The 12,192-nt window shown below is 72.3% G+C and carries 11 protein-coding genes and 3 pseudogenes; 4 read left to right on the forward strand and 10 right to left on the reverse strand.

Features of this window, described 5'->3' with window-relative positions:
* Positions 1-18 precede the first annotated feature (18 nt).
* From QFZ71_RS29450 to QFZ71_RS30550, 3 genes are all read left to right on the forward strand, one after another.
* Positions 19-447 (forward strand): DUF4190 domain-containing protein, encoded by a 429-nt coding sequence (locus QFZ71_RS29450; protein ID WP_307671193.1) that lies wholly within the window; start codon positions 19-21, stop codon positions 445-447.
* Between the two features lie 49 nt (positions 448-496).
* Positions 497-883 carry a VOC family protein gene (locus QFZ71_RS29455; protein ID WP_307671194.1) on the forward strand — a complete coding sequence of 129 codons (387 nt, stop codon included), beginning with the start codon at positions 497-499 and terminating at the stop codon, positions 881-883.
* A 165-nt stretch (positions 884-1,048) separates the two neighbouring features.
* Entirely contained in the window at positions 1,049-1,126 is a 78-nt protein-coding gene (locus tag QFZ71_RS30550) for a 50S ribosomal protein bL37 (RefSeq protein ID WP_373465217.1), read from the forward strand.
* 283 nt (positions 1,127-1,409) lie between these two features.
* Here the strand turns inward: QFZ71_RS30550 and QFZ71_RS29460 are convergent, their stop codons facing one another.
* The 7 genes and pseudogenes from QFZ71_RS29460 to QFZ71_RS29490 form a co-directional block, all read right to left on the reverse strand.
* On the reverse strand, positions 1,410-2,399 hold the full coding sequence (locus QFZ71_RS29460) for a zinc-dependent alcohol dehydrogenase family protein (protein ID WP_307671195.1): 990 nt from the start codon (positions 2,397-2,399) through the stop codon (positions 1,410-1,412).
* Positions 2,396-2,971, reverse strand: a pseudogene (locus QFZ71_RS29465) (carbohydrate ABC transporter permease); the annotation flags it as partial. The gene QFZ71_RS29460 and the pseudogene QFZ71_RS29465, both read right to left, overlap by 4 nt.
* A pseudogene (locus QFZ71_RS29470) lies at positions 2,959-3,893 on the reverse strand (carbohydrate ABC transporter permease). The pseudogenes QFZ71_RS29465 and QFZ71_RS29470, both read right to left, overlap by 13 nt.
* Positions 3,890-4,409, reverse strand: a pseudogene (locus QFZ71_RS29475) (sugar ABC transporter substrate-binding protein); the annotation flags it as partial. The pseudogenes QFZ71_RS29475 and QFZ71_RS29470, both read right to left, overlap by 4 nt.
* Before the next feature lie 183 nt (positions 4,410-4,592).
* Positions 4,593-5,351 carry a DeoR/GlpR family DNA-binding transcription regulator gene (locus QFZ71_RS29480; RefSeq protein ID WP_307671197.1) on the reverse strand — a complete coding sequence of 253 codons (759 nt, stop codon included), beginning with the start codon at positions 5,349-5,351 and terminating at the stop codon, positions 4,593-4,595.
* 426 nt (positions 5,352-5,777) lie between these two features.
* A complete protein-coding gene (locus tag QFZ71_RS29485) occupies positions 5,778-6,677 on the reverse strand; it encodes an LLM class F420-dependent oxidoreductase (protein WP_307671198.1) in 900 nt (299 codons plus the stop codon).
* A gap of 168 nt (positions 6,678-6,845) precedes the next feature.
* The gene (locus QFZ71_RS29490; RefSeq protein WP_307671199.1) at positions 6,846-8,048 is read right to left on the reverse strand and encodes an erythromycin esterase family protein; all 1,203 of its coding nucleotides are present in this window, start codon (positions 8,046-8,048) and stop codon (positions 6,846-6,848) included.
* A 58-nt stretch (positions 8,049-8,106) separates the two neighbouring features.
* On the opposite strand from QFZ71_RS29490, the gene QFZ71_RS29495 reads away from it, so the two are divergent.
* Positions 8,107-8,970, forward strand: coding sequence for a MerR family transcriptional regulator (locus QFZ71_RS29495; protein WP_307671200.1), 864 nt, complete (start codon positions 8,107-8,109; stop codon positions 8,968-8,970).
* 84 nt (positions 8,971-9,054) lie between these two features.
* On the opposite strand, the gene QFZ71_RS29500 is transcribed toward QFZ71_RS29495, so the two are convergent.
* The 3 genes from QFZ71_RS29500 to QFZ71_RS29510 all read right to left on the reverse strand — a co-directional run bounded on the left by QFZ71_RS29500 (position 9,055) and on the right by QFZ71_RS29510 (position 11,706).
* Positions 9,055-10,713 (reverse strand): acyl-CoA dehydrogenase family protein, encoded by a 1,659-nt coding sequence (locus QFZ71_RS29500; RefSeq protein WP_307671201.1) that lies wholly within the window; start codon positions 10,711-10,713, stop codon positions 9,055-9,057.
* A 65-nt stretch (positions 10,714-10,778) separates the two neighbouring features.
* On the reverse strand, positions 10,779-11,384 hold the full coding sequence (locus QFZ71_RS29505) for a TetR/AcrR family transcriptional regulator (protein WP_307671202.1): 606 nt from the start codon (positions 11,382-11,384) through the stop codon (positions 10,779-10,781).
* 142 nt (positions 11,385-11,526) lie between these two features.
* Positions 11,527-11,706: a hypothetical protein gene (locus tag QFZ71_RS29510; RefSeq protein WP_030118564.1), complete on the reverse strand. Its 180-nt coding sequence runs from the start codon at positions 11,704-11,706 to the stop codon at positions 11,527-11,529.
* Between the last annotated feature and the right edge of the window lie 486 nt (positions 11,707-12,192).

The following is a 12,192-nucleotide window of genomic DNA, read 5'->3' on the forward strand; positions in this document are numbered from 1 at the left end:
AACAGGAGCACCGCCCCGATGTCCCTTCCTTCGTACCCGGACGCCTCGTATCCGGGACAATCCCCAGGCCGTCATGACCCCTACGGCGGCGAGGCGCCCGTACGGACGAACGGGTTCGCGGTCGCCGCCCTTGTGCTCGGCCTCATCGCCTGTCTCTTCTTCTGGACCATCGTGGGTGGTCTGCTGCTCGGCCTGCTCGCCGTCGTTCTCGGCGTCATCGCCGCACTCCGCACCCGCCAGGGCCGCGCCCCGCGCCGGGGAATGGCGATAGCCGGCACCGCCTTCGGCGTACTCGGGCTCATCGGCTCCGCGATCATCCTCGTCCTCGCCGTCTCCGTGCTCGACTCCCGCGAGTTCAGGAACTTCGAGAGCTGCGTGGACAAGGCCGACAGCCGGGCGGCCGAGGACCGGTGCTCCGAGGACCTCATCGACGAACTGACCAACTGACCCTGGGCGCGCAGCCGCCCGGTGAGGCGGACGGCGTAGGCTCGGGGTCATGGTGCACGTACTGAGCAGCAGGATTCTGCTCCGGCCCACCGACCCCGAGCGTTCGCGTGCCTTCTACGGCGAAGCCCTCGGCCTCGCCGTCCACCGGGAATTCGGTACCGGACCGGAGCGCGGCACGGTCTACTTCCTCGGCGGCGGATTCCTGGAGCTCTCCGGCAGGGGTGAGGCCCGGCCCTCGCCCTCCGTACGGATCTGGCTCCAGGTCGAGGACGCCGAGGCAGCCCACGAGGAACTGCGGGCGAACGGGGTGACCGTCCTGCGCCCGCCGAGGCGCGAACCCTGGGGACTGGTGGAGATGTGGATCGAGGATCCCGACGGCGTGCGGATCGCCGTCGTCCAGGTTCCGGACGATCACCCCCTGCGCTACCGGCCCTGACCGACGCCTCCCGCACATCAGTCCACACCCGCCCGTGTGGGGCCGCCGGTTGCACACGCCACGGGGGTTTGCCACGGTGTGGATGGGTAGGCGGCCCGTTGATCACGGGTGGCACCACCCGCTGGACCGTCCGCAACGGAGCCCCGAGCAGAGAAGGAGGGTTCGATGTCCTCGAAGCGACGTCGCAAGAAGAAGGCCCGCCGCAAGAACGCCGCGAACCACGGCAAGCGGCCGCAGAGCTGAAACCCGCCGCGCCCCCCGCACGCTTTCCAGCGCGCGGGGGGCGCGGCGGCTTCCGTGGGCCGGGGGAGGGCCGTGCGGAACTCGGGTCCTCATCCTGATGCCCGGTGGGCGCCGGGTTCACACACCGAGCGGGGCCGAGGGTTCCGTTCCCGGCCGGGCGCAGACCGACGCCGCCGTCCCGGACGCATACGCCGGCATCTTCTTCGTCCGCCCCGTGGACGGTTCCGTTCGCCGACCACGAGAACGGAACGCGCCCGTCCGGTACGGCCGACCCCAACGTCCGTCACGGCTCCACCACGATCTTGCGGCCGATCCCCGCCCGGTAGCGCTCGATCGCCTGCGGATACCGCTCCAGCGGCAGCCGGTCGCTGATGAACACCGACGCGTCCAGCACCCCGCTCGCGAAGAGTGCGGCAGCCCGCTCATAGCTGTGCAGGACCGCCATCGACCCGGTGATGGTGATCTCCTGGTTGTAGATCCGGTACGGCTCGATCACCGCTGTCGTCGCGTAGTCCGCGACCCCGAACCGGAGGAACGTGCCGCCTTTGGCGACCCGCCCCAGCCCGTCCTGGATCGCCGCGGCGTTGCCCGTGGCGTCGATGACCACGTCCCAGCCGCCCGGCCGGTCCAGCTCCTCGGCGCGGGCCGCCGCGCCTGTACAGCCCAGGGTCGTCGCGGTCGCCAGCCGCCGGGGGTTGACGTCCAGCATGTCCACCGACGCGGCGCCGGTGCGCTTGGCCAGCTCCAGCATCATCAGGCCCATGGTCCCCGACCCGTAGATCAGCACCTGCGCCCCCAGGTTGCCGTTGAGGACGTCGTACCCGCGCACCGCGCAGGACAACGGTTCGATCAGCGCCGCGTCCCGGACGTCGATGTGGTCCGGCAGCCGCACACAGTTGGCGACGGGCGCCACCGCGTACTCGGCCGCGCCACCGGGCACGGTGACCCCGATCGCCGCCCAGTTGTCGCACAGGTTGCCGCGCCCCGAACGGCAGTAGCGGCACTCGTGGCAGTGCAGCGAGGGGTCCACGGCCACCTTGTCGCCGACGGACAGCTCGGTGACGTCCGCGCCGACGCCGACGATCTCCCCGGCGAACTCGTGCCCCGGCACGATCGGCAGGGTCGGGGCGAACTCGCCCTGGAGGATGTGGAGATCGGTCCCGCACAGCCCGCACGAGGCGACTTCGACGACCACGTCGCGCGGGCCGGGCGAGGGGTCCGGGACGGTGGTCACGGAGACCTTGCCAGGGGCTTCGACGATGGCTGCCCTCATTTGACTGCTCCCGGGGAGAGGCCCTGGACCAGTTTGTCCTGGGCGGCGTAGCCGGCGACGAGCACCGGCAGGGACACGACCACGGACTCCGCGCACAGCTGGGCGAGGAAGAGGCCCTGACTGGTGACGAAGGTGGTCAGGTGGACGGGTGCGGTGCCGGCGACCACGCCGGTCAGCACCCGCGCGAACAACAGCTCGTTCCAGCTGAAGATGAAGCAGATCAGGGCGGTCGCCGCGATGCCGGGACCGGCGACCGGGGCGACGACCCGGCGCAGTACGGTCGGCAGCCGGGCCCCGTCGACCTGCGCCGCCTCGATGATGGAGACGGGCACGTCCGCGAGGAAGGCCTGCATCATCCACACCGCGACCGGCAGGTTCATCGAGGTGTGGAGCAGGACCAGGAGCCAGATGTTGTCCAGCAGCCCCGTGTTCTTCGCGAACAGGTACACCGGCAGCAGCCCGGCGACCACCGGGAGCATCTTGGTGGACAGGAAGAAGAACATCACGTCCGTCCACCTGCGCACCCGCCGGATGGAGAGCGCGTACGCGGCGGGCAGCGCTAAAGGGAGGAGACCACCCGCAGCGCGAAGGTGGCGATGATGATCGTGCCGATCACCACGACCACGCCCGCGGCGGACGCCAGCCCGTACTCATGGGCTCGGTAGAAGGTCTCGTAGACGGTGTACGGGAGGTTGGCGGTACCCAGACCGCCGGAGGTGATCGTGAACACCGCGTCGAAGTTCTGCACGATGTACACCGACCCGAGCAGGACGCCCAGTTCGAGGTAGCGGCGCAGATGCGGCAGGGTCAGATGGCGGAAGATCTGCCAGGACCCCGCCCCGTCCAGCCGCGCGGCCTCGATGACCTCGGCGGGGCGGCTCTGCAGTCCGGCCAGCAGGATCAGCATCATGAACGGCGTCCACTGCCACACCGGCGCCGCCTCGACCGCGATCAGCGGCATCTCCGACGTCCACTCCGGCTGCGCCACGGCCTCGATGCCGAACAGGTCGCCGAACCAGGTGAGCGCTCCGTTGAACAAGCCGTACTCCGGGTTGTAGAGCGCGTGTTTCCACAGCAGCGCGGCCGATACCGGTACCAGCAGGAACGGGGTGATCAGCAGGGTGCGCACCCCCGGCCGAAGAAGGCCCGGTCGAGCAGCAGCGCGAGGACGAGCCCCAGCAGCACGCTGACGATGACGACGGACGCGGTGAGCACGACGGTCGTCACGACCGACTCGCGCAACGCCTCGTCGGTGAACACCGATGCGTAGTTGGAGAACCCGGTGAAGCGGCGCTTCTCCGGCTTGAGGGAAATCCAGTCGAAGAACGAGATCACCAGCGTCGCCACGAACGGCAGTTGGGTGACGGCGATGAGGAAGACGAGCGCGGGCAGCAGGGGTGCGCGGGTGGCCCACCCGCGCCGCCGGGCGCCGGGCGGCTTCTTCGCCGGGGCCCGGGGAGGCGTGGCGGCCTCTCGCGTCGCCGTGACGGTCATCGGTACTCCTCCGCGACCTTCTCGGCCAGCTTCCGGGAGGTGGCGAGCGCGGCCTCCACCGACTGGCGGCCCGCGATGGCGGCGCTGATCTCCTGCGCCACCTTGGTGCCCAGGTCGGTGAACTCCGGTACGCCGACGAACTGGATGCCCGTCGGGCGGGGCTGGGTGCCCGGGTTCTTCGGATCGGCCTCGGAGATGGCCCGCTCGGTGACGTCGGCGAACGCCCCGCCTCCGCCCGGTAGTCGGGGTTGGCGTAGGTCGAAGCCCGTTTTCCGGCCGGTACGTCGGACCAGCCGCTGGTGGCTCCGACCAGCTCCTCGTACTCCTTGCCGGAGGCCCAGGAGACGAACTCCCAGGCGTCGTCCGTCTTCCTGGACGCCTTCTGCACCCCCCGGCCCAGGTGTACAGCCACCCCGAGCTCCTGGTCCGTTCGACGGGGGTGGGGACGTACCCGATCTTCCCCCGCACGGCCCCGGCGCAACCGGTGGCGAGCAGAGCCAGCGCGACGGCCGCGGCACAGGCGCGGCCACGGGGTGCGTGGTCGGCGGCGTCCTGGATGAGGCATGGGGGCTCCTGATCAGTCGTGGCGGGCGGTGACCGGGCCGCGGGGCAGGGCGAACCACGCCCCGGCGGGTGGGGGAGTGCGGGTGGTGCGGTGCGTCGGCGGGTACGGGCGGAGGCGGCGGCCGGCGGGGTCGGTCAGACGCGGATGACCTGGGGTCCGAGGAGGGAGTAGCGCTGGGCCTCGGCCGAAGGGAGCCCGGCGTCGGTGACGATCGCCTCGAAGTCGGCCACTCCGGCGAACCGACAGAAGCTCACCGCCCCGAACTTGCTGTGGATGCCGACGAAGACCCTCCGCCGGGAGCTGCGCAGCGCCTGCGCCTTCACCTCGGCGACCGCGGGATCCGGGGTGGTGAGGCCGTACTCGCGGGAGATGCCGTTGGCGCCGAGATACGCGAGGTCGATGACGAAGCCCGCGAGCATCCGGGAGGCCCAGTGGTCGACGGTCGCCATCGTCGAACCCCGTACCCGGCCGCCCAGCAGGAGTACCGAGGTGTTCTCGACCCCGGCGAGGGAGGTGGCGACGGGCAGGGACGCGGTGACCACGGTCAGCGGGCGGTCCTGCGGAAGCGCCTCCGCCACGAGTTGCGGGGTGAAGCCCTCGTCGACGAAGACCGTCTCGGCGTCACCGAGCAGATCGGCGGCGGCCGCGATCCGTGACTTCTGGGGGACGTTGCGTGTGGTGCGGACCGCGAGCGTCGTCTCGAAGCCTGCCGACTCCACCGGACAGGCGCCGCCGTGGGTCCGGCGGACGAGCCCGTGCTCCTCCAGGACGTGCAGATCGCGGCGGACGGTCTCCTTGGCCACCTTGAACCGGTCCGCGAGGGCGTTCACACCGACCACCCCGTCCCGCCGGGCGGTGTCCAGAATTCCCCGACGGCGTTCTTCGGTGTCCACCGTGAACTTCCCTGGTCGCTGCTGGGCCCGTTACGGGCAGAACCCGTATGGCCGTTCGGGCTCGTGTGTCGTTTGTACAAGCAGTTCCGGGGCCGCGACCAGTCACTTCGCCCCGTCCCCTCGGCCCGTTCGTGCCCGCTTCGCCGACGGTTGCGGTGCTGGTCACGCCCGGTTCGGCTTCCGATCCGGGCGCTCGGACCGCCCGATTGGGATTGCGGACCGCCCGAATGGAGCCCGAAGTGCGGAGTCTTGGCGTCCGCACTGCCGGAAGGCAGGCTCGGGAGGGCTGGGAGAGGCGGAGACCGGCGTGCGCCGCGGCGGACACGGGGCGGCACACAGGCGTCCCGGTCCGCGGCGCGACGAGCGGGCGGACCGGGACGCGGACGGGGAGGCCGGCTCCGGCGGAACGGGCGTGGGGGAGGTGCCTCAGAGCCCGTCGCCGAACGCCTCGGCCAGCGCGCGCCATTCGGTACGCGGCAGGCCCCCGCCGCCCTCCTCGGCGGTGAGCACCTGCAACGCGACGTGGTCCGCCCCGGCGTCCAGGTACTCCCCGGCGCGGCCGACCACCTGCTCGGCGTCGCCCAGGGCGAAGAGCGCGTCCAGCAGCCGGACGCTGCCGCCCCCCTCGAAGTCGTCCTCGGTGAACCCCAGACGCAGCAGGTTGGCGGTGTAGTTGGGCAGTTGGAGATACCTGTCCAGCATCGTCCGCGCGGTGCTGCGGGCCCGGTCGAGGTCGGTGTCGAGCACCACCGTCAGCTCGGGGGCGAGCACCGCGTCGGGGCCGAGCGCCTCGCGGGCCTCGGCGGTGTGCTCGGTGGTGACGAGGTAGGGGTGTGCCCCGAGCGCCCGGTCGGCCGCGAGCCCGAGCATCTTCGGGCCGAGGGCCGCCAGGACCCGGTGGCCCGCGCCGACGGACGGTTCGGCGGCGTCGAGCGCGTCGAGGTACCCCACCATCGCGCTGTACGGCTTCGCGTACTGCGGCACCATCGGGCCGTGGCTGACCCCGAGGCCGAGCACGAAGCGGCGGCGTTCGCCCGGATCGATGGCCGAGACGGCGGCCGCCACTTCCTCCGCCGTGTGGTTCCAGATGCTCAGGATGCCGGTGGCCACCGTGATCGAACGGGTGGCGGCCACGACGGCGGCGGCGTCCCCGGGCGTCGGACTGCCCCCGATCCAGACGGTGCCGTACCCCAGCGCGTCGAGCTCGGCGAGCGCCTCCGTGATCGCCTTCCTGCCCGCGTCGTCCACCCGCGACGCGTGCAGCGCGCCGCTCCAGATCCCGACGCGTCCGAAGGTCCTGCCCGTACCGGAAATCTCAGAAGTCATGGTGTGATCAACAACGGACCGGCGGGAGTATTCCTGACCGGGTGCGGGTTCCTCCGTCCGGCCGTGCGGGCCGTGTCGGACGAGCGGTGCCCCCGACGGGACCGGCACCAGCCCGCATCGGCGCCGGCCTCGCCCTCGTCGAACCGTCCTCGGCGCTCCGGCACGTTCTCAGTGCTCCGGGACGTCCCTCATGAACACGACTCCGTCGATACGGGCCAGCTGCGCCGGGTCGAGCGGGGCGTAGCCGAAGTACGGGGACGTACGCCGTCGGGGGCCCGGAGAACCGAGGGCGGCGGCCAGCCCGGAGGCGTCCACCAGGCAGGTCTCCGCCCCGTGCGCGTACAGGGCTCCCTCCAGGGTGTCCGCCGGGGGCGACTCGACCCCCTGGTGCCGCAGCGTGCCGAAGGCGGTGGCCAGGAACCCGTACTCCTCGCCCAGCCGGGCGTTCACGAGGGAGCCCGCGCTCCACCACTCCAGCGGCAGACCGCCCATCCGCATCGAGCTGATGTCCCGCTGGAGATGGCTGTTGTGGGCGTGCACCAGAACCGGCCCGCGCTCCGCGAGCGCGAGGAGGCGGTCCGCCATCATCTGGTCCCGCAGACCCGACAGCCGGGCCAGCCGGCTCGGCGAGGGGTCGGCCATCCCGTGGTGGTACCGGAGCAGGCCGATGGCGGTCCGCGCGCACAGGCGCACCCGGTCGTACGCCTCCGGCGGGAGCACGGTGACCAGGTGGGGCGTCCACGCGTCGAACAGCGCCCCCAGGTCGTCGGCGAGCAACCGCAGTTCCCGTGCTTCGGCGGACCGGCCGCAGGAGGCGGCCGGATTCAGCATCGCGGCGGGGTCGGTCCACCGGTCGTCGGGACCGAGCAGGCGGTCCAGCGTAACGGCGGTGCAGGGGAGCAGGTCCGTGTCCACATGGTCCGCGAGGCAGCGGTGGAGTGCGGTGAGAGTCTCCCGCGGGCTCGCGGCGCAGGCCATCTCCAGCGGGCCGTCGAGGCCGGCGAACCGGACCTGGTCGGACGCGGGCCGCCCGTCGTTGAACGCACGCATCCAGCGCACCAGTTCACGGTTGGCGGGGGAAGCCCCGAGACCGTGGCTGAACCCGCGCCCCAGCGCTTCGTCGAGGCTGCCGGCGCCCGTCGTCACGTAGGCGTCCACGAGCATGCCCGCCATGCAGTCGCTCTCGACGGCGACGGTCCGGTAGCCCTCCTGCTCGACCAGGTGCCGGAAGAGGGTGTTGCGCAGCCGGAGTGGGGCGTCCACCCCGTGGGTGGGCTCGCCGAGGGTCAGCACGCGGGGTGGGGAGGCGAACAGCTCCATGACGGAGGCCGCCTCGACGGCATGGGCGATGTCCCTGATGTCGTTGGCCATGGCTTCAACCGTATCGTTGAACCTTCGGTGGAGACTTTTCCGCGATAGGCTCACCGACATGGGGAAAAACCCTCAAACGACCGGACGCCTCCGACCCGTCGATCTGGCTCGTCGGCACGGCTTGTCGACGCAGGCCGTCCGGAACTACGAGGCGGCGGGGATCCTGCCGGACGCCGGGCGCACGCCCCACGGCTACCGCACCTACACGCCCCTGCACGCGCATGCCCTCACGGCGTTCCTGGCGTTGCTCCCCGGCCATGGGCACGCGACCGCGACGTCGATCATGCGGGCGGTGAACCACGACGAACCGGAGGAGGCGTTCCGGCTCATCGACGAGAGCCACGCCCAGCTCCTGGAGGACCGGCGGACCCTGCGAGCCGTCGAGGACGCCCTGCGCGATCTGAAGCCCGGCGCCTCGCCCCCGGCCGGCGGTGCGCGTGGCCCCGGTTCGGGCCCCGACCCTCGCGCCGCCTCCGGTTCGGGTCCCGGCTCGGATCCGGGCCCCGGCTCGCGGCCCGGTCCCGGCCCGGAGGCCGGCGGGGTGTTCGTGGGACCGCTGGCGGCGAAGCTCGGGATCAGGCCGGCCACCCTCCGGAAGTGGGAGCGTGCCGGGGTCGTGACCCCGCGCCGCGACCCGCGCACCGGGTACCGGGTGTACGACGGGGCCGACGTACGGGACGCGCAGCTGGCCCACCAACTCAGGCGTGGGGGCCACCGGTTGGAACAGATCGCCTCGATGGTCGCCCGCGTGCGGGCAGCCGGTGGCACGGAGCCGCTGGCCGCCGACCTGCGCGACTGGCATGCCCGACTGGCCGCACGGGGGCGCGCGCTGCTGGCCGGGGCGGCCGCGCTGGACGCTTACCTGGACGAGCGCGGCGTCGCGGGACGGCGCCCGGACCCGGGCGGCCGGCACGCCACCTGAACAGGGCGCCGCACCCGGCCGCGAACATGGGCCACGGGCGCGGAGGCGACGGCACCCGCTCGCCCGCACCGCCGACCGCTTCGGTCAGACCGGAAGCCGCCCCAGCAGAGCGGCGAAGTCCGTGCCCGTGGGAAGGGTGCCGAAGGCGAGACCCTGGTCCCCGGCGAGACGGGAAGCGCAGAACGCGTCGGCCACCGCGTCCGGCGCGTGGCGCACCAGGAGCGAGCCCTGCAGGACGAGAGCGGCCCGCTCGACGACCCGGCGGGCCCGCAGCTGGGCGTCCTCGGGGCGGTTCAGCTCCGCCCGCAGCTCCCGCCAGGCCGTGTCGAGGCGGGCGTCCGCCCCGGCGGCGGCCTCGATCTCGACGCGCAGCGCTTCGAACGATTCGGGCTCCCGCGTCAACGCCCGCAGCATGTCGAGGGCGTTGACGTTGCCGGAGCCCTCCCAGATGCCGTTGAGCGGGGCCTCGCGGTAGAGCCGGGGCATGCCGGAGGCCTCGTCGTAGCCGTTGCCGCCCAGGCACTCCAGAGCCTCCGCCACCGCCACGGGCTGCCGCTTGCACACCCAGTACTTGCCGATCGCGGTGGCCAGACGAAGGAAGGCGCGCTCCCCGGCGTCGCCCCGGTGCGCCCGGTCGGCGGCCCCCGCCAGACGCAGGGCCAGGGTCGTGGCCGCCTCCGACTCCAGCGACAGATCCGCCAGTACGTTGCGCATCAGCGGCTGACCGATGAGCAGGGCGCCGAACACCGAGCGGTGACGGGCATGGTGGACCGCCTGGGCGAGCGCGGCACGGATACCGGCGGCGGAACCGAGCACGCAGTCGAGCCGGGTCATCGTCACCATGTCGATGATGGTGCGCACCCCCCTGCCCTCGTCGCCGACGAGCCAGGCCACGGTGTCGTCGAACTCGGGCTCGCTGGAGGCGTTGGAGCGATTGCCGAGCTTGTCCTTGAGCCGCTGGATGCGGAAGGTGTTACGGCTGCCGTCGGGCAGCACGCGCGGCACCAGGAAGCACGACAGGCCGCCCGGCGACTGAGCCAGCACCAGGAAGAGGTCGTTCATCGGCGCACTGGTGAACCACTTGTGTCCGCGCAGCCGCCACGTGCCGTCGGCCTGCTCGACGGCGGTCGTGGTGTTGGCGCGCACATCGGTGCCGCCCTGCTTCTCCGTCATGCCCATACCGGCGAGCAGGCCCCGCTTGGCGGTGGGCGTCCGCAGGCCCGGCTCGTACACCCGGCTGGTCAGCAGCGGCTCGTACGTCCGGGCGAGGTCGGGGGAGCGGCGCAGCGCCGGGACGACGGCGTACGTCATGGAGACCGGGCACAGGTGTCCCTGCTCCAGCATCGTGGCCAGCATGAAGCCGCCCGCGCGGGCGACATGGGCTCCGGGGCGTTCGTCGGCCCAGGCCGAGCCCGCGAGCCCGGCTCCGACCGACGCGTCCATCAACGCGTGGTAGGCGGGGTGGAACTCGACCTCGTCGACCCGGTGGCCGAAGCGGTCATGAGTGCGCAGCTCCGGCTCGTGACGATTGGCCTGGTCGGCCCGGTGCTGAGCCTCCTCGCTGCCGACGTACCGGCCGAAGCGGTGCAGTTCGTCCACGTGCCAGCCGGCGCCCTCGCGGCATACCCCTTCGAGCAGCACCGCGTCGTCGGCGGCGTCGTGACCGACGAGCGGAGGCGGCTGGTTCGTCACCTCGTGCGTCACCGCGGCCGGTTTGCTGCGCGGTGTGTCGGACGTGGTCATCGGATCTCCTCCGGGACGGCGGGTCGGCGGGTGGAAGGACGCGGGGCACGCGGACGCGGTACGGGTCAGGGAGCCGCGCCCGCGCAGCGCAGGGCCACGGCGGTGAGACGGGAGACGAGCTGGTCCGTGTCGTGCGCGGCGGAGGCGCTCAGCGGATACACGAGGACCTCACCGACGGCGCCGGTGAGGGCGGCGGCAGTGATCTCCGCGTCCTGATCGGGCAGCAGCCCCGTGGCGACCCCCTCCTCGATCACCGCGGCGAACAGCGCCCGGTAGCGGCGCCGGAAGGCGAGACGCTCCGTGCCGACCGCGGGTTCGGCGGGGGCTGCGAGCAGCGCGTGGGCCAGCCCGTGGTTCTCCAGGGCCCGGCGGGCGAACACCTCCACCCCCCGGCGCAGCCGCTCGGCGGCGTCGACGTCGCCCGCCAGCACCTCGCCCAGCACCTCCACCTCACGCTGTGCCGCACGCCGGAAGACCTCCACGGCGAGCGCGGACTTGGACGAGAAGTGCTGGTAGACGGAACCGGCGGCGATCCCGGCCGCGTCGGCGACGGCCGTCACCGACGCCTGCGCCCAACCCAGCTCGGCCACGACCTCCGTGGCGCGGACGACGAGATGCTCGCGGGCGACTTCGAGCCGGCGCACTTCGGCCGGGGTCTTGCGGTAGGCCATGGAAGAAGTGAACCAGTGTTCAGAGCATCACGCCACGGCCATGACGGGTCCCGTTCTCCTGCGGCGCGGGGAGGCGTCGGGGAGGGCCGAACACGCGGCGGCCCGGCCGACCACCGTGGTCGACCGGGCCGCCGCGTCTGTCTCAGCGTCTGCGGGAGCCGCCGATCCGGGTGCCGGCCCCCACCCCCGCCACGTGCAGGGCGAGAAGCATGAGGCCGAGCAGCATCACATTGCCCGAAGCGAACACGTCGTTGGTCGAGATGTCGGCGGCGTTGATGAGGAACGCGATGAAGAACAGAACAGCGGCGGCTATACCCAGCATGGGAGTTGCTCCTTCCGAGCGGTGCATCCCGTGTGCCCGGCATCGGCGAAGGTAGACCCGTCAGACCTCCTCGGGTGGCGTCAGGACGGCAGGCGGAACGGCCGAGGGGAACGGTCCGGCGCGGGCGCGCGGCGGCGGCACGGATCACGCACTCCGCGCTGGTCGAAACGTATAAGTGATGTGTCTCACAGCGGAACAGACGTGCGAACACGCAACGGCCCGCGGGCCATACTGACTGTCATGACACCGACGGCCACATCGGTGGGCGCCCGCTGTTCGCTGCTGCTCACAGGACTCAAGCGCCCGGCCGGGATGTCGCCTTCGGCCGGCCCCTCGGGGCCCGTCGACGCCGTGGGCGGACCGATGGACCGTGCCGTGTTCGCCGATGCGGAACTCTGCGGCCAGGAACGGGGCCGGGAGTGCGTCAGGATCTTCGGCGCCCTGTACCGGGAGCCGGTGCCGCTGCGGGAGCCGCTCCGGCGCCTG

Source organism: Streptomyces sp. V2I9, from assembly GCF_030817475.1.
In the GTDB taxonomy this organism is placed as follows: Bacteria; Actinomycetota; Actinomycetes; order Streptomycetales; family Streptomycetaceae; genus Streptomyces.

Coding starts and splice junctions, on each gene's coding strand:
- QFZ71_RS29450 (WP_307671193.1), top strand. CDS start 19: ATGTCCCTTCCTTCGTACCCGGACGCCTCGTATCCGGGACAATCCCCA.
- QFZ71_RS29455 (WP_307671194.1), top strand. CDS start 497: ATGGTGCACGTACTGAGCAGCAGGATTCTGCTCCGGCCCACCGACCCC.
- QFZ71_RS30550 (WP_373465217.1), top strand. CDS start 1,049: ATGTCCTCGAAGCGACGTCGCAAGAAGAAGGCCCGCCGCAAGAACGCC.
- QFZ71_RS29460 (WP_307671195.1), bottom strand. CDS start 2,399: ATGAGGGCAGCCATCGTCGAAGCCCCTGGCAAGGTCTCCGTGACCACC.
- QFZ71_RS29485 (WP_307671198.1), bottom strand. CDS start 6,677: ATGACTTCTGAGATTTCCGGTACGGGCAGGACCTTCGGACGCGTCGGG.
- QFZ71_RS29490 (WP_307671199.1), bottom strand. CDS start 8,048: ATGGCCAACGACATCAGGGACATCGCCCATGCCGTCGAGGCGGCCTCC.
- QFZ71_RS29495 (WP_307671200.1), top strand. CDS start 8,107: ATGGGGAAAAACCCTCAAACGACCGGACGCCTCCGACCCGTCGATCTG.
- QFZ71_RS29500 (WP_307671201.1), bottom strand. CDS start 10,713: ATGACCACGTCCGACACACCGCGCAGCAAACCGGCCGCGGTGACGCAC.
- QFZ71_RS29505 (WP_307671202.1), bottom strand. CDS start 11,384: ATGGCCTACCGCAAGACCCCGGCCGAAGTGCGCCGGCTCGAAGTCGCC.
- QFZ71_RS29510 (WP_030118564.1), bottom strand. CDS start 11,706: ATGCTGGGTATAGCCGCCGCTGTTCTGTTCTTCATCGCGTTCCTCATC.